Annotated in this window: 23 protein-coding genes and 1 other RNA gene; 10 read left to right on the top strand and 14 right to left on the bottom strand. The window is 52.8% G+C overall.

Annotated features, from left to right (window positions below):
• Positions 1-16 precede the first annotated feature (16 nt).
• The 9 genes from ftsL to PHE17_RS04540 all read right to left on the bottom strand — a co-directional run bounded on the left by ftsL (position 17) and on the right by PHE17_RS04540 (position 9,813).
• Positions 17-292: a cell division protein FtsL gene (gene ftsL, locus PHE17_RS04580; protein ID WP_301014636.1), complete on the bottom strand. Its 276-nt coding sequence runs from the start codon at positions 290-292 to the stop codon at positions 17-19.
• Positions 289-1,239, bottom strand: coding sequence for a 16S rRNA (cytosine(1402)-N(4))-methyltransferase RsmH (rsmH, locus tag PHE17_RS04575; RefSeq protein WP_301014635.1), 951 nt, complete (start codon positions 1,237-1,239; stop codon positions 289-291). Before rsmH ends, ftsL begins: the two co-directional genes overlap by 4 nt.
• A complete protein-coding gene (gene mraZ, locus PHE17_RS04570) occupies positions 1,239-1,694 on the bottom strand; it encodes a division/cell wall cluster transcriptional repressor MraZ (protein WP_301014634.1) in 456 nt (151 codons plus the stop codon). Before mraZ ends, rsmH begins: the two co-directional genes overlap by 1 nt.
• Before the next feature lie 266 nt (positions 1,695-1,960).
• Positions 1,961-2,323, bottom strand: an RNA gene (rnpB, locus tag PHE17_RS04565) — RNase P RNA component class A.
• Between the two features lie 25 nt (positions 2,324-2,348).
• Positions 2,349-2,507 carry a hypothetical protein gene (locus PHE17_RS04560; RefSeq protein ID WP_301014633.1) on the bottom strand — a complete coding sequence of 53 codons (159 nt, stop codon included), beginning with the start codon at positions 2,505-2,507 and terminating at the stop codon, positions 2,349-2,351.
• Positions 2,508-2,605: 98 nt separating this feature from the next.
• Positions 2,606-2,893 (bottom strand): hypothetical protein, encoded by a 288-nt coding sequence (locus PHE17_RS04555; protein ID WP_301014632.1) that lies wholly within the window; start codon positions 2,891-2,893, stop codon positions 2,606-2,608.
• 127 nt (positions 2,894-3,020) lie between these two features.
• The gene (locus PHE17_RS04550; protein ID WP_301014631.1) at positions 3,021-4,649 is read right to left on the bottom strand and encodes a hypothetical protein; all 1,629 of its coding nucleotides are present in this window, start codon (positions 4,647-4,649) and stop codon (positions 3,021-3,023) included.
• Positions 4,649-8,146 (bottom strand): WGR domain-containing protein, encoded by a 3,498-nt coding sequence (locus PHE17_RS04545; RefSeq protein WP_301014630.1) that lies wholly within the window; start codon positions 8,144-8,146, stop codon positions 4,649-4,651. Before PHE17_RS04545 ends, PHE17_RS04550 begins: the two co-directional genes overlap by 1 nt.
• Positions 8,143-9,813, bottom strand: a complete 1,671-nt coding sequence (locus PHE17_RS04540) for a reverse transcriptase family protein (protein ID WP_301014629.1) — start codon at positions 9,811-9,813, stop codon at positions 8,143-8,145. Before PHE17_RS04540 ends, PHE17_RS04545 begins: the two co-directional genes overlap by 4 nt.
• A gap of 463 nt (positions 9,814-10,276) precedes the next feature.
• Between PHE17_RS04540 and thiC the strand changes: the two genes are divergently transcribed.
• Complete coding sequence (thiC, locus tag PHE17_RS04535) at positions 10,277-12,166, top strand: phosphomethylpyrimidine synthase ThiC (RefSeq protein WP_301014628.1); 1,890 nt, start codon at positions 10,277-10,279, stop codon at positions 12,164-12,166.
• Positions 12,167-12,226: 60 nt separating this feature from the next.
• Here the strand turns inward: thiC and PHE17_RS04530 are convergent, their stop codons facing one another.
• On the bottom strand, positions 12,227-12,931 hold the full coding sequence (locus PHE17_RS04530) for a trypsin-like peptidase domain-containing protein (protein WP_301014627.1): 705 nt from the start codon (positions 12,929-12,931) through the stop codon (positions 12,227-12,229).
• Positions 12,932-13,109: 178 nt separating this feature from the next.
• Here PHE17_RS04530 and PHE17_RS04525 point away from each other — a divergent pair, with 178 nt between their 5' ends.
• The gene (locus PHE17_RS04525) at positions 13,110-14,066 is read left to right on the top strand and encodes a hypothetical protein (protein WP_301014626.1); all 957 of its coding nucleotides are present in this window, start codon (positions 13,110-13,112) and stop codon (positions 14,064-14,066) included.
• Here the strand turns inward: PHE17_RS04525 and PHE17_RS04520 are convergent.
• From PHE17_RS04520 to PHE17_RS04505, 4 genes are all read right to left on the bottom strand, one after another.
• On the bottom strand, positions 14,063-14,674 hold the full coding sequence (locus tag PHE17_RS04520) for an exosortase H-associated membrane protein (protein WP_301014625.1): 612 nt from the start codon (positions 14,672-14,674) through the stop codon (positions 14,063-14,065). The two genes, PHE17_RS04525 and PHE17_RS04520, sit on opposite strands and share 4 nt — an antisense overlap.
• Positions 14,671-15,183 (bottom strand): exosortase H, encoded by a 513-nt coding sequence (xrtH, locus tag PHE17_RS04515; protein WP_301014624.1) that lies wholly within the window; start codon positions 15,181-15,183, stop codon positions 14,671-14,673. The genes PHE17_RS04520 and xrtH overlap by 4 nt, the downstream gene beginning before the upstream one ends.
• A gap of 41 nt (positions 15,184-15,224) precedes the next feature.
• Complete coding sequence (locus PHE17_RS04510) at positions 15,225-15,494, bottom strand: hypothetical protein (RefSeq protein WP_301014623.1); 270 nt, start codon at positions 15,492-15,494, stop codon at positions 15,225-15,227.
• A gap of 143 nt (positions 15,495-15,637) precedes the next feature.
• Positions 15,638-16,549, bottom strand: a complete 912-nt coding sequence (locus PHE17_RS04505; RefSeq protein WP_301014622.1) for a serine/threonine-protein kinase — start codon at positions 16,547-16,549, stop codon at positions 15,638-15,640.
• Between the two features lie 225 nt (positions 16,550-16,774).
• On the opposite strand from PHE17_RS04505, the gene rpsF reads away from it, so the two are divergent.
• From rpsF to PHE17_RS04465, 8 genes are all read left to right on the top strand, one after another.
• The gene (gene rpsF / locus PHE17_RS04500) at positions 16,775-17,164 is read left to right on the top strand and encodes a 30S ribosomal protein S6 (protein WP_301014621.1); all 390 of its coding nucleotides are present in this window, start codon (positions 16,775-16,777) and stop codon (positions 17,162-17,164) included.
• Positions 17,165-17,187: 23 nt separating this feature from the next.
• The gene (rpsR, locus tag PHE17_RS04495) at positions 17,188-17,415 is read left to right on the top strand and encodes a 30S ribosomal protein S18 (RefSeq protein ID WP_210227374.1); all 228 of its coding nucleotides are present in this window, start codon (positions 17,188-17,190) and stop codon (positions 17,413-17,415) included.
• A gap of 62 nt (positions 17,416-17,477) precedes the next feature.
• Entirely contained in the window at positions 17,478-18,386 is a 909-nt protein-coding gene (locus tag PHE17_RS04490) for a hypothetical protein (RefSeq protein ID WP_301014620.1), read from the top strand.
• Between the two features lie 48 nt (positions 18,387-18,434).
• Entirely contained in the window at positions 18,435-18,881 is a 447-nt protein-coding gene (rplI, locus tag PHE17_RS04485; protein ID WP_301014619.1) for a 50S ribosomal protein L9, read from the top strand.
• A gap of 163 nt (positions 18,882-19,044) precedes the next feature.
• Positions 19,045-20,427, top strand: a complete 1,383-nt coding sequence (gene dnaB / locus PHE17_RS04480; protein WP_301014618.1) for a replicative DNA helicase — start codon at positions 19,045-19,047, stop codon at positions 20,425-20,427.
• 26 nt (positions 20,428-20,453) lie between these two features.
• Complete coding sequence (gene alr, locus PHE17_RS04475; protein ID WP_301014617.1) at positions 20,454-21,527, top strand: alanine racemase; 1,074 nt, start codon at positions 20,454-20,456, stop codon at positions 21,525-21,527.
• A gap of 111 nt (positions 21,528-21,638) precedes the next feature.
• Entirely contained in the window at positions 21,639-22,334 is a 696-nt protein-coding gene (locus PHE17_RS04470; RefSeq protein WP_301014616.1) for a hypothetical protein, read from the top strand.
• A gap of 165 nt (positions 22,335-22,499) precedes the next feature.
• Complete coding sequence (locus PHE17_RS04465) at positions 22,500-23,879, top strand: ATP-binding protein (RefSeq protein WP_301014615.1); 1,380 nt, start codon at positions 22,500-22,502, stop codon at positions 23,877-23,879.
• Positions 23,880-23,889 lie beyond the last annotated feature (10 nt).

The raw sequence follows: 23,889 nt of genomic DNA, 5'->3' as shown, positions 1-23,889 counted from the left end.
TTAAGTTGCTTGCGTTTCACTCGCGTATGACCTTAATGTTTTCTGCGGAAGGCTTATGCATCCCCAGTTCTTGGTTCGCCCGTGTATCCACGTGCACCTGATTCAATAACACGCCTTGTTGTTCCAGCTTTAACTGGCTCCAATCGGCATTTAACCCATCACGTTCTTTGTCCAGCTTTTGGATGTCAGCAAACAATTGGCGAGCCTCATGCCTGTTTGCCACCACCAGCAATGCCATGCCGATAACCAGCACGTACAAAGCCAGTAAACCCAAAAAACTGGCGCGGATCATGCAACCCGCTCCCCGATGCGCATGATGGCGCTGCGTGCACGCACATTGCCTTGCACTTCCGCCTCTTCAGGACGCATCGCTTTTTTTACAATCTTCATGGGAGGCTGCACGGATTTCGGCATCACTGGCAACCCCTTAGGCAATGATGGCGGAGTGGAAACATCACGCAGGTAGTGCTTAACAATCCGGTCTTCGAGGGAATGGAAGCTAATAACGACCAAACGCCCGCCGGGAGCCAAGCAATCAACCACCTTGTGTAAACACGCTTCGACATCATCGAGTTCCTGATTAACCTTTATGCGTATTGCTTGAAAACTACGGGTAGCCGGATGCTTGCCCGGCTCACGTTTACGAACCACTCCTGCGATTAATTCAGCCAGCTTCGTTGTGGTTTGCAAGGGGTTTTGCAAACGGGTGCGTACAATTTCGCGTGCAATCTGGCGGGAAAACTTCTCTTCCCCGTAACGCCAAAGCACATCGGCAATTTCAGCTTCGCCTGCCTTATCCAACCATTCAGAGGCACTCATACCCTTGGAAGTATCCATCCGCATATCGAGCGGGCCTTCACGCATAAAGCTGAAGCCACGCCCAGCATCATCCAGTTGCGGGGAGGAAACACCCAAATCAAGCAACAAACCTTGAATGTTGCCATTCACACCAGCAGCTACCAGTGCTTGAGGAAAATCACTGAACGAACCGTGCCAAACAAACACACGTGGGTCATTGGCGTAGCGCTGACGCGCATGTCCGACCGCAACCGTATCTTTATCAATGACAATCAACCGCCCGTTTTCGCCCAACTGCTCCAGAATCAAGGCGGAGTGACCGCCACGCCCGTATGTACCATCCACATAAACACCTGACGCCTGCACTTCCAGCGCAGCAACAGCTTCATGTAGAAGCACCGTGTCGTGCTTCCAGACCTCATCAAATTGTGGTGTTGTCATTACATCGAGACCTGACTAAGAACTTCATTGGTTTCATCGTCTTCCTGCGCTTCCAGCAACCAAGATTCACGCGCAGCTTCCCAAAGATCAGCGTCCCACAATTCAAACTTGTTTGCTTGCCCAACGAGGACAACGTGCTTGTCGATGCCAGCGTACTCACGCAAAGGTGCAGGCAAAAGTACCCGCCCTTGGGCATCTAATTCCATATCCGAAGCATGACCTTGGATCAAACGCTGCATACGGCGTACACGGCGATCCATGTTAGGCAATGACATCAGGGTTTTCTCGACTTTTAGCCATTGATCCATGGGGTAAATCAATAAGCACTTATCCATGTGGTCAACGGTAATGATAATTTGCCCACCCGCAGACTCCGCGATGGCATCACGGTACTTGGCAGGCATCGCCAAGCGCCCTTTCGTGTCAACCGTGATATGCGAAATGCCGCGAAACATACTTCAGAACCCATCCTTACTGGGAAAGTTACCCACTTTTCCCCACTTTCTTCCACTTGAAAAGGAATATAGGCAGACAACTCCACAGTGTCAATAAAATTCCGAAGAAATAGCTTTAAAGTTAATTAAATAGGGGTTTAAATGGAATTAAATATAGGATAATAATCAAGCTATTTCTTTTATTTCAAGGTGTTGGCATGGACATGCGATAAATCACATTAACTTTGAGGTGAAAATTATTCCACAAAGGCGGGAGAGAAAAAAGAAGAGAGAGCTGACCTGTAAGCCGGGTTCTGTCGAGGACAATCATTCATCTGGGATGTACGTCACCGCACACCTCAAGCAACCTACCCGGATGCAGCGCGGGTCACACCATCGCATCCCTATTTGGTCTTGCTCCAGACGGGGTTTGCCGTGCCGTCGACTGTTACCAGCGACGCGGTGCGCTCTTACCGCACCCTTTCACCCTTACCGACGAATCCCCCATTGCTGGAAGCTACGCAGGCGGTTTACTTTCTGTTGCACTTTCCGTCGGCTTACGCCGCCCAGGCGTTACCTGGCGTCTTACCCTATGGAGCCCGGACTTTCCTCCACCCTGCAAGCAGGGCCGCGATTGCCCGGTCAGCTCTCAAGGCGCACCATAACAGATAGTGATCAGCGTTGCACCTGCGATGGCATAACGCCACCCCAATATTGGAAGAAGCTTTGCGGGAAAAATTCGGGGTAGCGGGTCGCACCGAACCACAGCAGCACGGTTGCCAACACAAAAACGATTAAAATATCCACCACACGGCTTACAACCCACTTAAACACAAGCACTCCTTTGGCATTACCCCAACGGCGGGGCTGGTCACGCTCACAAGGTATAGCCCAAATTTACCCAGATTGTCCGCTGCTTGGCGCAAAAAACGCTACATCATCCCCAGAATGGTATCTTGCAGGTAGACAGCACCGACGATGAAAAGCGTTCCCACCAGCAAAACCAGCCCCGGCTTACGCAAGATAGAGAGCCAATGCAAAACCAAAATAGCGCCAACAAAGAAAAAAACGATCAAGCCCAACGCCCATGACATAGGAACCCCGACCCCTGCCAGCCGCGCCAGCGTTAGGGAAACCACCCCAATAACCCCAACCAGCAGGGATGCTTTCAACACTTCTGACGGAACCGTGCACGTTGCACTTGCTGTCATTTCGTTCATGTAATGCCCCTCATGATTGACACACAAAACAGGGGCATCATATAAGAACCTAATTACATTGAAATTAAGCAATATCAAAATGCAGCCGATCTGTCCGCCGCCCGGACGAACGGCACTCGGCCTAGAATTACTGGGATAAACGCACCGCCAGTATGTGTTCACACGGCCCCTGATTCAGCTTGTTCTGAATATAGAAGTGGCAATGGCACTTCGCTTCCACCAAACGCATATCCGCATCCAGCGTAATCTCCGACTGGTAAGTATGCGCATTGTCGATCACTTCGCCGCGCACTAACTGTCTGCCGTTTTGCTGCGCTTCCCTTGCCACCACCGTCACCAAACCCGCCTTACGGAAATTATCCGCTTTCGCCTCGCGCTCATTGCTGAAACGCAGTTTATCCATTGGTAACGGGTCTTTGCTGAGTTCACGAATACGGTACATATCGTTATCCATGTCATACAACACCCGCCCGTATTGCGAGTAAATCCCCAGTGCGGATTTGACCGTCAGCACATCCAAGCCCAGCCGCAATGCCAGCGAAGTCGCACTTTCCTGCCAAGTGGTCTGCAATGCCGCAAACACGCGCTCGGCGGTCACGCTATCGACCTCGCCACGCGGAGCCATCAAATCGAAATTGCCCATGCGCGAAAAATCATTGGCACTCCAGCCTGATAAGCCCAAGGTAAAGGTCATGTGTTCCATTTCCGCCACCCAGAAGCTCGGTAAACCCGAACCCAGCAAACTCACGCGGAAATGCTTCACAATCGGCAACAAGCGTTCCAATATGAACAAACGCCGCCGTCCCCAAATCCGCACGTCCTGCGCCGCATTGCCGGTGTAAACACTGCGCGGACACGTCAAGGTTTCGCCCCACGGATCAAACTTCACCTGAATCGGCTGGTCAGGTGTCAGGCAAAACCGCAAGGAGCGAGGGCCGGTTTTTTCCTTGTGCCGCTTCAAAAACAGCAGGATATTGTACATATCCATCGGGTGCAGGTTAAAAGTCGTAAACGGCAAACTCATTGCCGAACTGACTTGCAGGAAACCGCGCACCCAACTGTCCGGCAGGTCGATTTTCTCTTCCTTGAAGTCATCGCTCAGGTCGGTTTTGACCTCAAAACCGGACGGATCAATCACGAATTCGGTACGTTTGTAATCGCGGATTTTCTGGAATTCCTGATACAACTCGTGCGAATAGTCGATATTGGTCGTGCCGTAAGCGTGTTCGCGCACATTCTGGAACACTTCGTAGCGGCAGCTTAATTTCCCGTAGCTGGATTCGTCTTGCGAAAAGCATTCAAAGAAAATACTGTCGGGGTGAACGGTGATCACCGGATCAAGCACATACCACGCATCAATATCGTTCTTGTACAAATACTGGAAATACTTGGAACGCGCAGCGTAGAACGGCGACAAAACAGCACTTTCAGCGTGTTGCACTTCGCGCATTTGCTGGCGTAATTCATCCAGTTGCGCTTTGATTTGCCCTTGTTTTGCCATCGCTTCTGCTAAAAACACATCTTCTTGCGCTTTCAGCCACGCTTTGTAATCGGATTTGTCTTTGGGCTGGAAGCTCATATCTGACACCACTACTTGATGCAGCGCGGACATGGCTTCGCGGAACGGAATATGTTGCCCCAAATCAGCGGCAAAAAACGTCGGGTTGCGCAACGCATCCGGCACGAAAGACATAGTCGTTTCACGGCTAGTGTTCGAGACTTGCGAGTTGCCGTTATATTTTCTGGAAAACTCCATCAGAAAGCCCTCACTGCGGGTGCGATCACGCGCACTGGCGTTTGTTGGATGCCGTAGCGGTTTTGCAATTCAAACAAAGTCTTGATGTAACGTGCTTTATCGGCAATCACGCGGCTCAGGGATTGGTCGGTAAACAATGCCGCCACCATGCGTGCCACTTGCTCATCCTTGCCGGATTCGGTGAACAGGAAGGCAATCACCCGATCTTTCACCAAACGCCCACGATTCACTTGCGACAAGACGGTATTGAAATAGCCTTGCAGCTTGAGGATGATAGTGGGCTTGCCACTGGCGTATTGCTGCAAGAAATTCGACACGAACAATTGCACGTTGTTGGCAGGATGTTGGCTCAATTGCAGCAAATAGTGTTCGCCTTCGCCGTGTTCAAAGCCGCGCAACACCAGTTCGCGCCCGAATTGTTGCACATCGTGATAAACCTGATCACACACTGCTACCACACGTTCGCTTGTCCAAAAGTCAGCCTCAAACGTAGCAAACAGGGCAATCGCTTGGGCGCGGGTATCGTCCCAACGATTATCCAAAATCCGCACGGCTTCGGCGAATTGCTCCGTTACCCGTGCTGGATCGGCTTGCAACGCTGCCATTGCCCACGTCCGCACTTGCAAGGTGGGAATTTTAGTGAGCATCGCCAATTGCTTGATTGAAAACGCGCTGGCAGGGTGATCAGGCAAGATCAATGCTCCGGCACGTTCCGCCAATTTGCTTTTTGCTGTCAGCAGCCGCCACAGCAAGTTTTGGTCAATCTCGGCGTGAATGGGTGCTACCGCTTGCACAATTGCCAGCATATCCTCGCTGTAACCCTCAACTGGCTCGGCTTTGAATAGCACGGGCAGAATGTGCGCGAAAATGTCTTTCTGAAAGTCGGCATCCTTGACCGACAGCACTGCCAGCCGCGCTCCACGGCGCAATTCAGCATTTTCATCGGTCAGCGCATTGAACAGCAGCACACGGTATTCGCGTTTTTCAGCATCGCTCAATTTGCCAATCAGCGCAATGCCCAAGGCTTGCAGCGCAGGTTCGGGGCGAGCCAATAACAGCGGCAACAGCGTATGGTTGTTGGGCATCGCGTACACATAATTCTTGGCGAATAACTGCACATCGTCGTGTGGCGAGAGCAACAAGTTCAGCAATAAATCCGGGTGTTCTGCAAAATGTTCGGGTCTCAAGTTTGCCAAGCCGTGATGGCGGATGGCGGCAAACTGCGCATTCAACAGCACAAAAACCACCTCGGTTTGCTGCACGCTATCACGCAGGTGTTCCAACCCCAGCAGCGCGGTATTTTCGTAAGGGCGCACCACCAGTTCCAACCACGTCGCTTGGGTTTGCTCCTGCAAAAACGCGGTTTGCGGTTGCAGGCGGCGGAAGGCAAAATCGTTCACCATCGCCGCTTTACATTGGCGCAAGATGTAGAGCAAATCCTGACCCGCATACGCCCACAAGGTAGCAAATGCTTCGGGCTGATTGGCCTCGTTTTGGCGATTTTCTTGCAAAAACCATGCGCCCTTATAGTCTTGTTCGTACAAGTGACTATGGCGATGCAGGATGAAATTCATTGCTACCAAGTCGGGGAAATGAATCAGTTGTTTTTTCGGGGTACGTTGTGCTGCTGGTGAGGCATCGTCCGCCAATACCAGTATTTCCCGTGCGAGTCGCAAATAATCGTTGGGCGAAAACTTGCCGAGATTGCGCAAATGGCGCACGGTACGGCGGCGCAAATAGCGTTTGCTTTGTTGGGTGAAGCTGGGGTTTTCTTCGCGCCAGCTTTGCCGTCTGCCATCGTCTGGCGTGGTTTCCAGCCGATGATTCAGTATGGCTAAGGCTTCGTGATCATCCAAAAACTCTGCCATTTTGTAGAGCTTGCGGAACGATGCCGTAAACGATTGGTTGACTGGCGCATGTTGGATAGCGGTGAATGCCACCGCCCGTTTGTCCGGCGTAATGCTGGCAAGCGCATACAAACTCACCACCTGCTGGCTGTAATGTTCCAGCAATTGTTCTTTGGGCTGGAGAGCTTCCTGACGTAAATCAGCAAAGCGATCCATAAACAGGCGGCGCACATGGCAAGCCAGCGAGGTATCGTATTTGCTGCGGATGGCTGCATCAACCTCATGCTGGTAGCCATAAAACCAGCGGTCAGCACTGATCTTGCGCACCACGCGGTTGACTACATCGTGATATGCATCATGAGTTTTCAGGATGGCATAGCATTGCTGCAAACGGTCAGCGGATACGTCTTGTTGGCGTTTGCTATGTAGATCGTAGTAGTTGATCACCCGTTGCCACAAACTATTGAGATTTTTTACTTTGCCGGTGGCTTTCAGAGCGTTTTGCAGGTTGCGTTTGGAGTCGCCCCACAGGTATTGCACGTTGCCTTCGTTGGCGCGGGCAATATTCCACGTATCGTTTGCCAACACGGTTTCCAGATTCATGCCTGCCAACAGTTGGGTATACAGGTCGAAATCGGCTTGGTATTCGTGCTTTTTCTGATCTAGCAGCTCGTTATAGTGGTAACGCAACACATCCATAATCGCGGGTTCGAGTTCCGGCACGGCGGCTTTGTTGGCTTGGATTGTAGCGTAACTGGCGGCATCGACACGCAGTTGCATGAAATCCTGATCCGCATCCGCCAATACGGTTTGGCTCAATGCTTGTTCGATAGCTGCGTTCAGCCCGTGCCAATGCAGCACTTGCTGAATGTATGCGCGGTCTTCGGTGTTCAAGCGCTCAAACGACATCGCGGCGTAATGGTCGAAGGCTTGGATGGCTTCAATTGCTTGCACCGCATCCAGCGTTTGGTCGAATGCTGGCAAACAGCTTTCCGGTGGCTGCCCCACTTGCAAGCACGCAAATTGGTACAAGTGCGCAGGGATTTTATCTTGGAGCTGCTGCAATACGGCGAATGCGGCAGGATCACGGGTACGCCCTGTTGCCCATGCAATGCTGTAATACGTCATCGCATCGTCTTTGGCTTTGGCGGGCAAATTAGCGAGTAAGGTTTGCAGGGCAGCGGCGAGTTCGGGAATGCGCAATTCGCCCGCTTTCCATACGCTGCGGCTCAGGCTGTAGCCGTCAATCAATCCTGTACTGTCAGCGGGTGTATCGCCTTCGGCAAACTTTTGCAGGCGTTCGAGGATTTGCTGGTCGCGGTTTTGCGCTTTTTTGCCTTTGCGCGGCGCGGCTTCGGTTTGCGCAGCGGCATTTGCGCCGATAGTTTCGCCAGTTACGGGGTTGTAGCCCATCAGTACTTGGTAGCCTTTGTTCATCTTGCTGACCAGCAGGCTATCGGCGACTTTTTTGGCTTTGGCAGAATCCACGGGGGCGGTGGTTTTGCTGCCTTCGGTCAAAGGTTTACCGGAACGTCCGTAGCGGAAATTGACCAAATAGCTGTCATCAGCGGCTTCCACGATGTCGACTTCGTACACTTTGTCGGACGTGCCGTCCTGAAAGCGCAGGGTAGTACGGCGAATCAGTTTCATGATTTACCTCTCAACAGGGACATAAGCGTGGATACCAAGCCTTGCGGCTGGCTAGGTGTTTCAGGCGTTGTAGCGGGCGCAGATTCGGGTGCAGTTTCCACGGTTTCGGGTACTGACAAACCTAGTGCAGCTTCTACTTGCGGCAAGACATCTCGGTGTTGAATCGTGTCATCCAACGTCGGTTGCGGCTTGGCGGAGGCAACGCGCATGGATTCCAGTGGCAACTGACCTTGTGCAGCACGTTCGCGGAATTGCGGGTTGGTGAACTTCATGGCACGGTCGGGTTTACCATGTTTTTGCTGGATGGCTGCAATCTGTTCCAGAAACTGGCTGCCTTTTTCCGGGTTCACCATGCGCACGTAATGGGCGTAGCTTTTGATGCTTGCCAGAATATTGTAACCGTTGCCCCAGCTTTTATCAGCGTAACCGTCTTTGTCGATCTGGAACAGCAGGGCGCGGAATTGCTTGAGCTTTTTGTTATCGACCGACAGGTGTTGGTTGACCACAATGCCCGTCACTTCCTGCTTGCTGCCCTGTTTCATGATGCGGGTTTTGTCGGGATGGACGTTGAAACCTTCCGCTATCACCGTAGCTTTTGCGCCGTACAACAGCGCGGGAACGGTGGCAGTATCCGCACCGGAAAAGGTCAAATCGTCGGCGTAACGGGTGTAGGCGAAACCGTGTTTGGTCGCCAAGCCTTGCAGGCGTTTATCCAGCGTGCGGCAAATCACGTTGCTCAAGGCGGGGCTGGTGGGTGCGCCTTGCGGCAAGCGTCGGCTGGTGCTGTTGAGGTAATAACGTTGCCCGTCCATTTCCACGGCTTGGGTGTCGGCTTCGGAACACAACAGCGCGAGCAGGGACGCGACTTCGTTGTTGTAGCCGAATTGCGCGAATGTGCCTTTGATGCGCGGGTAAGTGACAGTCGGGAAAAAGTCTTTCAGATCCATATTGATCACGACTTTTTGCGCCAAGTGCGGCTGGGCATTGCTGACAATGCTGCGCCCAGTGACGAAACCGTGTGCTTGCTCGGTGAGTTCCAGCGGTTGCAGGATATTGTCCAGCACCCAGTATTGCAGGCGTTTCAAGCGCGGCATCGGTGCAGAAATCAGGCGTGTGCCGCCGGATTTTTTCTGCATCGCAAAATGTTGGTAGTGGCACACCCGCGAGACTTGATTGCTGTAAGTCAGAAAGCGCAATTCGTTGAGGGTAATGCCCATGCCTGCGGCGAGTTCGGCGGCGTTGGAATAGACAGGTAAGCCAAGGCTGTTGAGGCGTTCTGCGTCGGACACATCGTCGGCGGCGGAGGGTTTGAATCCGGCAGCGTCACCAAGGTAATGGATGTGGTTTTGCTGCTTTTCATGCCAAGCCTGTGCGCGTTGGTAGCGGTCGACTTCGCGTTTGACCTTGGTATCAATCCGTTGCTGGCGAGCTGCTGCCATGCGTTCTTGGTGGATGGCTTTGAGGGCGGCTTTGGGGTCAGTAATTTGCGACGATAAGGCATTGATTTGCCGTTGCAAATCGCCACGGCGTTTGATCAGGGATGCTGCCAGCGTCGGCTGTGCGTCTTCCTTCCAGTAGCCCAAGCGTTGCATCTCGCTGAGGATGTATTCATCCTTGGAGGTTTCTTTAATCTTGTCGTAGAGTTGCTGGCGGGTGAGTTGGCTCATGCAAATCCCTGATTTTCTATTATTTTTAAAATAAATAGCCGACACGAAGTCGGCTATTGGGCAGTAAACACCTTCGTTCATCCAGAAGATCAGCTTGCTACACTCGATGCGGGGACGGCCTACCGTGCGATATTGGTTTCCTAGAAACGCAATGCAATTCGCACGGTAGGCCAGTCCCCGCCCTAGTAAAGAGCAAGCTGATGTCGCTTTGACAGGCTCTTTGCGCGAACAGCGATCCACTGTTCAAGTTGCAAGGGTTCATTTACTGAAGAATGATTCTACTATCCCCGTGCCTGCGGTCAATTTTCGATGGATAAACGGCTACTGGGTGCGGGATGTACGAATGTCACAGATGCGATACCCTTCCCCGCAATTCCTCAAGCTATTATGCTGCCCTTTCCAAATCTGCTACATTAGGTTGCTTACCTTCCCCACCTTAAAATGGAACTAGAGAAAAGAAAGTATGAGCGCGATCCCAGAATCCTTCCTGAAAAAAACGGCTGAATTATCCAGCGAAGTTACCCAACCTTTCCCTAATTCACGTAAGGTGTATGTGCAAGGTTCGCGCCCGGACATCCGCGTGGGAATGCGTGAAATCGACCAATCACCGACCCCTGCCAGTTTCGGCGCTGAAGAAAACCCAGCAATCCCGGTTTACGATACCTCCGGCCCTTTCACTGACCCGGCGGTATCCGTCAATCTGTTGGAAGGCATTCCCGATGTGCGCCTGAACTGGATTTTGGAACGTAACGATACCGAGCAACTCGACGGCCCCACCTCCGACTACGGGCGTGCCCGCCAAAATGACCCAAGCCTTGCGTACCTGCGTTTTGCCCACTTGCGTGCGCCACGCCGTGCCAAAGCAGGCAGCAATGTCACGCAGATGCATTACGCCCGCCAAGGCATTATTACCCCGGAAATGGAATACATCGCCATCCGCGAAAACCTGCGCCTGCAAGAACTGCGCAATGACCCGCGTTATGCCAAATTGTTGCGCCAACACCAAGGCCACTCGTGGGGCGCGAACCTTCCGGCGGAAATCACCCCCGAATTCGTGCGCGTGGAAGTGGCAGAAGGCCGCGCCATCATTCCCGCCAACATCAACCACCCGGAACTGGAACCGATGATCATCGGGCGCAATTTCCGCGTCAAAATCAACACCAATATCGGCAACTCGGCGGTTTCCTCCTCCATTGAGGAAGAAGTGCAAAAAATGGCGTGGTCAGCGCGTTGGGGCGGCGACACCCTGATGGATTTGTCTACTGGCAAAAATATCCACGAAACCCGCGAATGGATTTTGCGCAACGCCCCCGTCCCAATTGGCACTGTGCCGATTTACCAAGCACTGGAAAAAGTGAACGGCAAGGCCGAAGACCTGACGTGGGAAATTTTCCGTGACACGCTGGTTGAGCAAGCCGAGCAAGGGGTGGATTATTTCACCATCCACGCAGGCGTGCGCTTGGCGTATGTGCCGATGACTGCCGACCGCGTTACCGGCATCGTTTCACGCGGCGGCTCGATCATGGCGAAATGGTGTCTGGCGCACCACAAGGAAAACTTCCTTTACACCCACTTCGCTGACATCTGCGAAATCATGAAAGCGTATGACGTGGCCTTCTCGCTGGGCGACGGCTTGCGCCCCGGCTCTGTGGCAGACGCTAATGACCGTGCGCAATTCGCTGAACTCGAAACGCTGGGCGAACTGACCAAAATCGCGTGGGAACACGACGTACAGGTAATGATCGAAGGCCCCGGACACGTGCCCTTACACATGGTCAAAGAAAACATGGATAAGGAACTGCGCGACTGCTTTGAAGCACCGTTCTACACCCTTGGGCCATTAGTGACCGACATTGCCCCCGGTTACGACCACATCACTTCCGGCATCGGTGCGGCGAATATCGGTTGGTACGGTTGCGCGATGCTGTGCTACGTCACCCCCAAAGAGCATTTGGGCTTGCCGAACAAGGAAGATGTGCGCGTCGGCATCATCACTTACAAACTCGCGGCACACGCTGCTGACCTCGCCAAAGGCTGGCCGGGTGCGCAACTGCGTGACAACGCCATGTCCAAAGCGCGTTTCGAGTTCCGTTGGGAAGACCAGTTCAATCTGGGGCTAGACCCAGACCGGGCGCGGGAATACCACGACGAAACCATGCCGAAAGATTCCGCGAAAGTGGCGCATTTCTGCTCCATGTGCGGCCCGCATTTCTGCTCAATGAAAATTACGCAGGATGTGCGTGAGTATGCGGCGAAACAGGGTGTGGATGCACAACTAGCGCTGCAAAAAGGCATGGAAGAGAAAGCAGTGGAATTCATCAAAACCGGCGGTAAGATTTACCACGAAGCGTAAGCCCAAACCGCAAAAAGCCCCGCACCACCCGGTAGCGGGGCTTTTTTGGGGCAGTTACATTTATTCCGCTTTATTTTTGCCCGTCTTTTTAGCCAACAAGCTTGGAACCACCTGTTTCACTATGTCGATAGGCAGCGCAAAACTGACCCCATCGGAACCACCTGACAAACTATAGATTGCCACATTGACGCCGATGACACGCCCGCTGCTGTCCAGCAATGGCGAACCGGAACTACCTGGATTAATCGACGCATCGGTCTGGATCAGATTACGGATAACCCCGTTTTCTTCACCCTCAAAATTACGCCCCAAGGCCGACACAATCCCGGTGGTGAAACTGCGCCCCAGCCCGAAGGCATTGCCGATGGTAAACACCGTTTGCCCCACTTTCAGCCCATGACTACTCCCCAGTACCGCCGGGCGCGGCAAATCATCGCCGCCACGGACTTTGAGGACAGCGAGGTCATGTTCCGCACTCAAACCGACCACGGTCGCATCCAAAACACGTTGGTCAGCAAGGATGACTTTCACTGAGCGCGAGCCTTCGACCATGTGGTTAGTGGTAATAATATGCCCGTCATTATCCCACATGAAACCCGTACCTGATGCAGCAGGCATTTCGCTGGAAAAGTCGCCGCGTGCGTAATCTGGCAATTGTTCGTCAACGGTAATGCACACCACCGAAGGGTTGCTGCGCTCGAATATTGCAATGGTCTTTTGCTCATTTGCTAGCAGCGTGTCCCCAAGGGCGGCTTGTATGGGCATAGAACTGCAACCATGCAAACATAAGCCCAGAAAAGGCACGGCAAGTAAATTATGGGGGTATTTCACAAAATGTCCCTCGAATTAATCGGCAACAACCACGCAACCGTGGCACAGTTTCCTAACGTTATCGTTTCTAGCCACTACCAACAACAGGATTCTTTCGTGGTAAGATAGCCACATGGAAGAATCACTGTCATTTGTCGTCACACTGGAGGGCGGTCAGCCCTCGGTACAACTGGTCGTGCTAGAGGGCTACCGCCATCCTAGCAGCATCCTTGAAATCCCGTTCGGCTTATTGGATTTTCGCGCCCTTGTGCGCAGTGCTCAGGCCACAGGTGATTATTGGATCGTCAACAGCACCCCCGATTTACCGGAATTCCAAGTCGAATCCGCGATTTTCGTGCGCCACCGCGACGGCAAAATCCTCTGGGACATCGTTTACGAACATTACGAACCTTTCCTTGACGTGGAATTGGACGTAGATGACGACGAAGAAATTGATGAATTCGATGAAAACGTCATCACATTGACCTTCGACCCTTACCAATACGTCAGCGCGATGTACCAGTTCTGCCAACTTTACCCGCAGTTCCAACCCGTCACTTTCCAACCCGCGACCGCCGATGATAGCCAGCGTTTGGAAGAATACTTGCCGCAGTTGCACATCCTTTGGCGGCGACACGGCGAAGCTTACGGCGCGGTCGATGCAGAAGGAACATTAATCAGCGACAGTGACAATTTTGCCCGCCAAGCGGAAGAACAATGGACGGACGAAATCTTGCGTTCCCTGCTGGAAATGCGTTTCGGCAAAATCCTTGGCAATATCGACACCTACCTTGATTCCCTGCCGGAAGACGTGCTGGCAAAACTCGAAGCCGACAGCGAAAGCATTGAAAAAGCCCTGAATGAACGCTGGGAAAAACTGGTCAATTCCCTAACCGAAGAAGAAGCCGAAGCGCTGGAAAACGACCAAAGCGCCAGCAAATTCCCCAATAGCCTGAAACTGCGCCTGATGCGTGAATTCTTGTCCGGCAACCCCTCGGTATTGCTGGGGCATTCACTATTAGCGGACGCTGCTACCGACAGCCCCACCAAGGTCGTCAGCCTCGAAAACTGGCGCAAAGAAAAGCATTAACGGCTAAACACCCGCTCCAATTGCGGCGCAAGTTGGGTGATGAAAGCGCGGTTGAGTGCCACCCAAATAATCAGGGGCGCAATCATCGGCAGCAGCAACGTCCCCACCTGATAGCCCAGCGCCACCGCATCCACCCCAGCTTGCGAAAACCCCTGCTGGGCTTGGAATGCCGCCCCCACATCAAACGTCAGGGTTTTCAACACACTGAAAATCATGCTGAACATTTCCGCCGGAATCACCAGCAACATCCCCCAAAGCAGATTCCCCCACTTATCCTTGCCCGGTGTCGCCAGCATCAACGCCGCCACCAAGGGTAAGCTGTAACTGTAAATCAGCGGGTTCAAATGGAAACCCAACACATCTTCACCCGGCGGTGGCGACAACACCGCACCGCTCGCATCACGCCCGAAATTGGATGCCACCACCAGCGTATGCCCATCCAATTTCAGCCACATCAAAGCATCAGGAACCAGCAAGTTCAACAACTTGCCACTGAGCAACGTCACAGGTGCGAGATGAAAGGTTGCAGTCACGTACCAAACAAAAAAGGTCAGGGGAAAAAACACCAACACCCCCAACATGAAACGTTGCAACGGTCGCTGCGTCATACGGACACCTCCGCAGGCGCTGGACTTGCATTCCCACCCGGCAAATAGCGTATCCAAATCAGGAATACCACCAAGGCATCCAACATGATCAAAGCTTGCCAGATGTACAAATGCGCCCAATCGAACAACTCACGGCTCCATTGCCCCAGATAGAACAGGCTGATGATCCGTAACAAATTCATGCCCTGAATAGCGACAAAGCCCCACAACAGCCCCATCAGTTTGTAAGCAGGGGGCGCGGGAAACGCCAAAATCGCTGACAGCAACACGATCATTGCTTCCACCCCGTTACACCCCGGCTCAATGGAAACAGCGAAACCATTCAACGTACTGCTGACAATTTTACCGGAAGTAGCAACATGGGAATCAAAAGCAGACATCAACCAGCCACTGGCATCAGCCAGCCAACCAGTCCACGGCAGAATTACGGCGGATTGCACGGGTTGCAGCATTTCAACCCCAAACAACACACCTTGCACGAGCAAGAATACCAGCAGAAAACGTAACATAGCCCCCTCTTATTCTTTTTTAGAATTATCTTTATAACCAGCTATCCCGACTTTACACCATTTTTTGACCAAGTAACAGGTTGCCCCAAAGACGTATTCATCCGCAGGGCATGGCAACTTCCGGCCTTTTTCCTTGTGCCGCATTCGCTCTCCAGCAAGCACTGCCCCATCCAGAACAGGATCACCCCGCTGACCACACAAATGCCACAAAACACCCAGTTGACCGCATCACCGCGACTGAAATGCAGGATCGCATCGGCAAGGCCAATCCCCAGCAATAACGCCAGCGCCCCCCACCTCGCCACCGCCATGAAGCGGGCAACCAATGAGTGTGCACACGTATTTTTATATTTACATGATGACCGAGTAGCCATATTCCAATCCCTCCTAAATCCGAGAAACGGCAAATCTGAGCCGTTCCCATAACCTTGCTATTATGATCGTTGTGAAATCGCTATAAACCATGCAATAAACAGACCACTTCATCCGTAGACTGTAGCCTGTCTTCTGGTGACTTAGCCAATAACCCATCTACCAGCGGTTGATAAGCAGAATACCTTGGCGGCAAGCGTGGAATAGGAGCAAGCATATGTTTTTTCAAGAGTTCAGACAATACCACTGAATCATAGGGTTTATGACCAACCAGTAATTCATACAGTATCACCCCTAGTGCATACAGGTCGGAACGCTCATCAGCCATATCCCCGAGTATCCGTTCAGGGCTGACGTAATACGGTGTGCAATAAATTTCATCCACCCGCAAAAATCCTGCCTCCACCAGCAACGCGGTTTCTATACCGAAATCCAGCAGAGCCAACGAACCCGCTTCACGCACCAAAATGTTCGATGTTTTCAAGTCACGGTGCAGCAAACCGGCAGAATGCACCATTCCCAACACCGCGACCAATTCGTCAAACCAACGCAGCCGCTGGGAAAGCGGGGGCAAAGGGGACGCTGCCAAATGATTTTTTAAGGTATCCCCCCGCACGTATTCCATCACGAGGTAAATTGCCTGATGGTTGATGCCAGCATCCAACAAACGTACCAAACCCTGTTGCTGCCCCAACAAGCGCAAGGCATGGCATCCCAGCAGGAAGCGCTCCACCCGCGCCCTATCGACATCCTGTACAGCAAATTTAAAACGTTTGATGACTGCAAAGAAACCTTGTGCATTTTCCGCCAGAAAAATCACGGCATTATCACTGTTGTGCAGCACTTCGCGCATTTTCCAGCCCGGCACATCCAAGGGGAATGCCTGCAAACAGCGCTGCAACTCTTGCTTCAAGAGGAAATCACCCCCGCCCGTCCCTAAGCAAGCTGATTCGGTACTCGCCTCATTCCCAAACACCGCTGATATACCCCCCATATCTATTTATCCGTTTTATAGCCTGACCTAAATTGTAGGACAAATTCACCCGCAGTTCTGAAATGATCACGCCATTGATCGGAAAATTATCATTCACATAAAATTGACAAGCGCCCCCGAGTTCCCGGATAATTCCGCGCTTTTCTATGGGTACTTGTGCCCAAAGAAAGCCCTTGCCTCACCGCGATACGACGGGAGGCTGTTAAACCCGAAAGGAAGACCTTAATGAGACATTACGAAATTGTCTTTCTGGTTCACCCGGACCAGAGCGAACAAGTACCAGCCATGGTAGAACGCTACCGGAGCATGGTGCAGGAAAGTGGTGGCGCAATCCACCGCCTTGAAGACTGGGGTCGCCGCCAACTGGCTTACCCAATCAACAAGCTGCACAAAGCACACTACGTGCTGATGAACATTGAGTGCGGCGCGGAAACACTGACAGAACTGGAAACTATTTTCCGCTTCAACGATGCAGTCATCCGTAGCGTTACCATCCGTTGTGATGCGGCTGTCACCGAACCTTCCCCACTGAAGAAAGACGGTGAACACAAGCCTTCCAAGCGTATGCGCGAAGAAGAACCCGCTGATGATGATTACTCATCTGACGACGAATAACCACGGCTGATCTGGAGATACCTATGTCACGTCAATTCCGCCGCAAGAAATACTGCCGCTTCACTGCTGAAGGCATTACCGAAGTCGATTACAAAGACCTCGACATCCTGAAAAGCTTTATCACCGAAACCGGCAAGATTGTCCCTAGCCGCATTACCGGCACTAAAGCCAAGTATCAGCGTCAACTGGCGACCGCGATCAAACGCGCACGCTTCTTGGCACTGCTGCCATACTCAGACCAACACAAGTAATTTGTATGCCTATGCCACGTTCCGGCGTGGCATGACTGCGGAACGGCAAGTAGTGGAATCCCATGGCTAAATTCATCATGGTAGGCCCATTGCAAGCAATCGGATTTATTCTCTTGTTTGCTATCTTGTCCGTTTTTTTGCCGCTCATGAGCTTACTGAGTAATGCAGCTATCGGGCTGATTACCTTGCGCATGGGCTGGCAGCGCGGCCTGATGATCGCTACGGTCAGCAGCGCCGTACTGGCGGGGTTAAGCCTCATCACGCAAGCCGACCCACTGATGGGTTTTGTGTTAAGCATGATGGTGTGGCTACCCGTGATTGCATTGGCTGCGGTACTGGGAAACACCGTCTCTTGGTCACGCACCCTCTCGGTGCTGTTAGGGATAGCAGTAGTTGGCATCTTGCTGTTTCACCTGAATGTAGGTGATCCGGTCAAATTCTGGCAGGCTCAGCCCGCATGGCAAGAATTTGTCGTACTGGCTGATACCATGAAGGTATTTCCCGCAGACCTGCCAGCAGAAGACAAACAGCAGATACTGGACAGCATCCCAACGCTGTTGGCAGGCGGCATTGCTGCTATCGCCAGCATCCTGTTGATCCTGTCGTTATTGCTCGCAAGGCACTGGCAGGCGATGCTGTATAACCCCGGTGGTTTCAGCGAGGAATGGCGTCAACTGAATGTCGGGAAAATACCCGCATTGTTAATGGTTGGTGTCATCGGGCTGGCTATCATGGGCAAGCAGCCAACCGCCATAGATGTGGTGTTCGCGGGTCTGGCGATATTCGTGTTTCAAGGTTTAGCCTTGATGCACAGTGTGGTCGGGTCATTGCAGCAGCACAAAGGATGGCTGGTTGGGATGTATGTATTGCTGTTTCTCATGCCGGTGCAAGTCGGCATTTTGCTGGCAGCCTTCGGCATCATTGACGGGTTAGCCGATTTTCGCAGTCAGATTAAGGCACGCAAAAGTTAACGTTTTACGCGCAGGCCAAAAACCTGCTTACAAGACAAGGTGAGAACGATGGAAATCATTCTGCTGAAGAAAGTAGAAAATCTGGGCGCACTGGGCAGCGTCGTCAATGTACGCCCTGGTTTTGCACGTAACTTCCTGATCCCTCAGGGCAAAGCCAAAATGGCGACCAAAGCCAACATGGCTGAATTTGAAGCACGCCGTGCAGAGCTGGAAGCTGAAGCTGCCGAAGTACTGGCTGCTGCTGAAGCCCGCAAAGCCCAATTGGAAGGCATGGTGCTGACCATCAAGGCAAAAGCTGGTAACGAAGGCAAACTGTTCGGTTCCGTTTCCAACCACGAAGTCGCTGATGCCATCAATGCAGCAGGCGTCGCTGTGGAACGTCGCGAAATCCGTATGCCGGATGGCGCACTGCGTCACTTGGGTGAATTTGAAGTCGGCCTGCACCTGCACACCGAAGTCAATGCCACCGTCAAAGTTGTGGTTGAAGCGGAATAATTTCCCGCTAATAGGCCGTAGCTGAAATATAAAATCCCGTAGCATGGCTTGTGCTGCGGGGTTTTTTCTTGCGTGTAATTCCCGACATCCACAAGTTATCCACACCTTTCACACCGAGCTGTCACTAACGTTTTAACCCGAAATTCCGGTAGACTTAGCTGCTATGGCAGACTCATACGAATCACTCAAAATTCCTCCCCACTCCATCGAAGCTGAGCAATCCGTACTCGGAGGCTTGCTGCTGAGTGGCTTAGCCAACGATAGCACCGCATGGGACACCATCGCTGACAAAGTGACGGAAGGCGACTTCTACCGACAAGACCACCGTCTCATTTTCCGCGCTATCGCTGATCTGGCAGAAGACAACAAGCCACTGGACTTGGTAACGGTTTCCGAATGGCTGAAACAACGTAACGAATTGGAAAATGCCGGGGGCTTCGCCTACCTCGCCACGATGGCAAAGGACACTCCGAGTGCCGCCAACATCAAAGCGTATGCAGAAATCGTGCGGGAAAAATCTATCCTGCGCCAACTGATCAGCGTCGGCACGGGCATTGCGGATTCCGCCTTTAACGTCCAAGGCCGCCAAAGCAAAGAACTGCTGGACGAGGCCGAACAGAAAGTATTCAAAATTGCCGAACAAGGCACGCGCCAAGGGCAAGTTTTCAAGCCACTCAAAAAACTGCTGAAAATCACGCTGGAACACATTGAGGAATTGAGCAAGCTCAACAGCACCATCACCGGGGTTTCCACCGGCTATACCGAGTTGGATGAGATGACCTCCGGCTTGCAGAAAGGCGACTTGGTGATCGTGGCAGGGCGTCCCTCAATGGGAAAAACCACCTTCTCGATGAACATCGCCGAATACGCCGCTGCCCACAAAAAGTTACCCACAGCCATCTTCAGTATGGAAATGCCCGCCGAACAGCTTACCTTGCGTTTACTGTCGTCAATGGGGCGAGTTGACCAACATCGGGTACGTACCGGCAAGCTGACCGACGAGGATTGGCCCCGCATCGCCACTGCCGTCAAGATTTTCGCCGATGTGCCAATGTTCATCGACGACAGCCCCGCGCTATCACCGACGGAAGTCCGCGCCCGCGCCCGCCGCCTGATGCGTGAACACGGGCAACTTGGCCTGATCGTGCTGGATTACCTGCAATTGATGCAGACCGGAACCAGCACCGACAACCGTACTGCTGAGATTTCGGAAATTTCCCGCTCCCTGAAATCACTGGCGAAAGAACTGGCCTGCCCCGTGATTGCCCTCTCGCAGCTCAACCGCAGCTTGGAACAGCGCCCCAATAAACGCCCGGTGATGTCGGACTTACGCGAATCGGGCGCAATTGAACAGGATGCTGACGTAATCATCTTCATCTACCGCGATGAGGTCTACAACCCCGAATCCCCCGACAAAGGCACGGCGGAAATCATCATCGCCAAGCAACGGAATGGCCCGATTGGCAGCTTGCGGCTTACGTTCCTCGGCAAATACACCCGTTTCGAGAATTACACCCCGGATGTTTATTCGCCGGGATTTGAATAACGGGCAGAAAACGCTACACTGCCCGCATGAAACGATCTGCCCGCGCCATCATTGACACTTCCGCCCTGCGGCATAATTTAAGCCGTTGCCGCGAGGTTGCGCCCAACAGTTTGGCGATGGCAGTGATCAAGGCCGATGCCTACGGGCACAACATGCTGAAAACGGCAGAAACACTTAGTCATGCCAACGGTTTTGCGGTTTCCTGCATCACCGAAGCGTTGGAACTGCGCCAAGCCCGTTTCATCCACCCCATCCTCGTACTGCAAGGCTTCCAGACCATGCAGGGCATGAAAGCGATGGCGGAACACCGTTTACGCGCCGTCGTCCACGACCGTTACCAACTGGAACTGCTAGAAAGTGCCCCACCGTCCATCAAGCTCGATATTGCCATCAAGCTCGATACCGGAATGCATCGCCTTGGCTTTCCCATCGAACAAGCATGGACATTGTTTGAGCGTTTGAGCAAGCACCCCAATATTAAACCGACCCCGTGGCTGATGACCCACATGGCGTGCGCTGATGAACCCGGCAATAGCCATACCCAGCAGCAAATCGACCGCTTTGAAAAATACACCGATGGCCTGCAAGCCCCGCGCAGTATTGGCAATTCCGCCAGTATCCTCGCGTGGCCGCAAACCCATGTCAATTGGGTACGCCCCGGCATTATGCTGTACGGTTCCTCACCTTTCAGCCACGGCAATGCACGGCGGGATGGCTTGGAAGCGGTCATGACCCTGACAGCACCTCTGATTTCCATCCACACCATCGCCAAGGGCGAAAGTATCGGTTACGGCGCAAGCTGGACATGCCCAGACGATACCCGCACAGGCGTGGTAGCGTGCGGCTATGCAGACGGCTACCCACGTCATGCCCCTACCGGCACACCTGTATGGATCAATGGCAAGGAAAGCCGCATCCTTGGGCGGGTTTCGATGGACATGGTGGTTATCGACCTGACCGCCATCGAAGCACGGATCGGCGACCCAGTGGAATTGTGGGGCAAGCACATTTCCGTTGACCGCGTGGCACAAGCCGCCGGAACGATCAGCTACGAAATCCTCTGCGATGTTGGTGGCCTCTGCCAACACGAATACGTTTGATTAAAAGTTCATGAGATTGATCAAAAAATAACATCATTTGCTGGCAATCGCGCGAAGCTTTAGCTAGGCTCACACATACACAATAAGTTTGATTGATGGATGGTGGCGCAAATGACGGCAGGGATTTCTAGCGGTACGCAAAACCGCAAAGACCGTATGGCACGGGCAATCGGTATTTTGATCATGGTGCTTGGCGGGGGGCTAATTGGTATAAGCTGGCTATTCCAGCAAAACGCAAACAGTAATCCCACACCTATTACCCAAGCGGAAGAATTCCAACCTGCTCCACCCCGCCCCATACTGCCAGCCAAAACCAGTATGCCCCCAAAATCATTGGCGGTTGCCAGCACACAAGATAAACCGTTGCCAGATACAGCAGCAGTAATCCCCGTGAATGCCAATACGGCTTGGCCTTCAGACGCCCCGCCTGAAACCCCTAAAACAAAACCGACAGAACCAGCGTTAGAAACTGCTGCCACTAAACCGGCAGAGCCAGCAGCAGCAATCACTGACAAACCAGCCGACCCAATACCCACCACAACCAGCACTAAAACCGGATGGATTTACGCCGGGCAATTCACTGATGGGGCGTGGATAGAACGCGGCTTAGTCATCGGCGACGAGCTGCCTGTCAGTGGACAAAGTTACGCACTCAACTGGGGAGCCAATATCCGTTCCCAACCGCCCGGCAAAACCACAGAGCTGAGCGAAAACGTTGGCTATTTGGCACAAGGCCACAATGTCGAGATCGTGCAAGTAAAAAAATCGGGTAGTAAAGGCCATGTATGGCTCGAAATAAAACGCTGAAATAACTTAAAGCGGTTATTCCTTGTAGCTTGGTTTGCGTTACACTGGCAACTATCCGTGAGTTGTTGTGTCCAACCTTGAACTATGACCCTGAGTATCCGCACCAAATTATTTATTGCCGTTTTTCTCGCCTGCCTGCTCACTGTTGGCGGGGTAGCTGGTTTTATGCAATTCAACTTCAAGCGCAGTTTCTTGGATTACTTGAATGAGCAGGAAAGCCGCTCCCTCACCCAAATTGAAACAGAACTGGTGCAGCTTTACGAAACCGATAATAGTTGGCAAGCACTCAATGACAACCCCGGTCAGTGGGAATCCCTGTTGCGTACTGCCGTGCGTAGCAGCCTGTTTCCTGCCAACGGTGAAGCGCGGGATGACCAACCCCCTTTCCCACCGCCACCACATGAGCATGAAATTGGTGGCCTCAAAGCGCCACGCCATCCGACCAAGCAACGGGTAGACCGTTTCATCACGCGCATCGTGCTGCTCGACAGCGCCCGCACCCTACTGAAAGGCAGCATCTACCTCGGCATCCCCGCCAATTTGCATGAACTCAAATCGAAGGGCAAAGCCATCGGCTATTTGGGCATCCACCCCCGCCAAAATCTGACAGAAAAGGTCGACATGGAATTTGCCGATCGCTGGCAACACATCCTGTGGCTAGCGGGGTTGCTCGCCCTACCCGTCACTGGCATCCTCTCCTTCCTGTTTGCACGTCATTTGGGGCGACCTATCCAAGCCTTGCGGGATGGAACCCGGCAACTGACCGACGGCAATTACACCTTACGCATGGCGCAACAAGGGCACGATGAATTGGGGCAATTGACCAGCGATTTCAACAAACTGGCGGAACGCCTGCAACAGAATGAAACTTCGCGCAAACAGTGGATTGCCGACATTGCCCACGAATTACGCACACCGCTCTCCATCCTGCGCGGTGAAATTGAAGCCCTGCAAGACGGTATCAACCAACCGGATGTGCAAACATTTACCTCGCTGCATCAGGAAGTCAGCCATTTGCAACGGCTGGTCGATGACCTTTACGACCTTTCTATGTCCGACAGCGGCGCACTCAGCTACCGCAAAACCCCGCTCGACATCATTGCGCTGTTGCGTGAAACCTTGACCTTACACAGCAGCCAGTTACAGGAACAAAACCTGCACATTGATACCTTGGGTATCGGCCTGCAAGCCGCCAATGTGCAAGGCGACCCGCAGCGTTTGCAGCAATTGTTCAAAAACCTGCTGGAAAACAGCCTGCGTTACACCGACAAACCGGGGCAACTGCGCGTTACCACCTCCGTCCAGAACAACAGCATTACCATCAATTTTGAGGATTCCCCGCCCGGCGTACCGGATGAAGCCCTGCCGCGTCTGTTTGAACGCCTCTACCGGGTAGATAGTTCGCGCAACCGCGCCACGGGCGGCGCTGGCATCGGTTTGAGCATCTGCCGTAACATTACCGAAGCGCATGAGGGCAGCATTACCGCCAACCATTCCCCCTTGGGCGGGTTGCAAATCCAAGTACGCCTCCCCCTCAAAACCTGACCGGACAACC

It is taken from the genome of Thiothrix sp., assembly GCF_028714775.1.
Taxonomy (GTDB): domain Bacteria; phylum Pseudomonadota; class Gammaproteobacteria; order Thiotrichales; family Thiotrichaceae; genus Thiothrix.
Note: the sequence above shows the minus strand (reverse complement) of the source record. Positions and strands in the feature narration are given on the sequence as shown.

Bases quoted from the DNA above. Each gene is read 5' to 3' on its own strand.
- PHE17_RS04510 (WP_301014623.1), bottom strand. From the start codon at position 15,494: ATGGCGGTGGCGAGGTGGGGGGCGCTGGCGTTATTGCTGGGGATTGGC.
- PHE17_RS04470 (WP_301014616.1), top strand. From the start codon at position 21,639: ATGACGGCAGGGATTTCTAGCGGTACGCAAAACCGCAAAGACCGTATG.
- thiC (WP_301014628.1), top strand. From the start codon at position 10,277: ATGAGCGCGATCCCAGAATCCTTCCTGAAAAAAACGGCTGAATTATCC.
- PHE17_RS04465 (WP_301014615.1), top strand. From the start codon at position 22,500: ATGCAATTCAACTTCAAGCGCAGTTTCTTGGATTACTTGAATGAGCAG.
- rpsF (WP_301014621.1), top strand. From the start codon at position 16,775: ATGAGACATTACGAAATTGTCTTTCTGGTTCACCCGGACCAGAGCGAA.
- PHE17_RS04540 (WP_301014629.1), bottom strand. From the start codon at position 9,813: ATGAGCCAACTCACCCGCCAGCAACTCTACGACAAGATTAAAGAAACC.
- PHE17_RS04525 (WP_301014626.1), top strand. From the start codon at position 13,110: ATGGAAGAATCACTGTCATTTGTCGTCACACTGGAGGGCGGTCAGCCC.
- alr (WP_301014617.1), top strand. From the start codon at position 20,454: ATGAAACGATCTGCCCGCGCCATCATTGACACTTCCGCCCTGCGGCAT.
- xrtH (WP_301014624.1), bottom strand. From the start codon at position 15,183: ATGTTACGTTTTCTGCTGGTATTCTTGCTCGTGCAAGGTGTGTTGTTT.
- PHE17_RS04505 (WP_301014622.1), bottom strand. From the start codon at position 16,549: ATGGGGGGTATATCAGCGGTGTTTGGGAATGAGGCGAGTACCGAATCA.
- ftsL (WP_301014636.1), bottom strand. From the start codon at position 292: ATGATCCGCGCCAGTTTTTTGGGTTTACTGGCTTTGTACGTGCTGGTT.
- dnaB (WP_301014618.1), top strand. From the start codon at position 19,045: ATGGCAGACTCATACGAATCACTCAAAATTCCTCCCCACTCCATCGAA.
- rpsR (WP_210227374.1), top strand. From the start codon at position 17,188: ATGTCACGTCAATTCCGCCGCAAGAAATACTGCCGCTTCACTGCTGAA.
- PHE17_RS04490 (WP_301014620.1), top strand. From the start codon at position 17,478: ATGGCTAAATTCATCATGGTAGGCCCATTGCAAGCAATCGGATTTATT.
- PHE17_RS04530 (WP_301014627.1), bottom strand. From the start codon at position 12,931: ATGCCCATACAAGCCGCCCTTGGGGACACGCTGCTAGCAAATGAGCAA.
- PHE17_RS04545 (WP_301014630.1), bottom strand. From the start codon at position 8,146: ATGAAACTGATTCGCCGTACTACCCTGCGCTTTCAGGACGGCACGTCC.
- rplI (WP_301014619.1), top strand. From the start codon at position 18,435: ATGGAAATCATTCTGCTGAAGAAAGTAGAAAATCTGGGCGCACTGGGC.
- PHE17_RS04555 (WP_301014632.1), bottom strand. From the start codon at position 2,893: ATGAACGAAATGACAGCAAGTGCAACGTGCACGGTTCCGTCAGAAGTG.
- PHE17_RS04550 (WP_301014631.1), bottom strand. From the start codon at position 4,649: ATGGAGTTTTCCAGAAAATATAACGGCAACTCGCAAGTCTCGAACACT.
- rsmH (WP_301014635.1), bottom strand. From the start codon at position 1,239: ATGACAACACCACAATTTGATGAGGTCTGGAAGCACGACACGGTGCTT.
- PHE17_RS04520 (WP_301014625.1), bottom strand. From the start codon at position 14,674: ATGACGCAGCGACCGTTGCAACGTTTCATGTTGGGGGTGTTGGTGTTT.
- mraZ (WP_301014634.1), bottom strand. From the start codon at position 1,694: ATGTTTCGCGGCATTTCGCATATCACGGTTGACACGAAAGGGCGCTTG.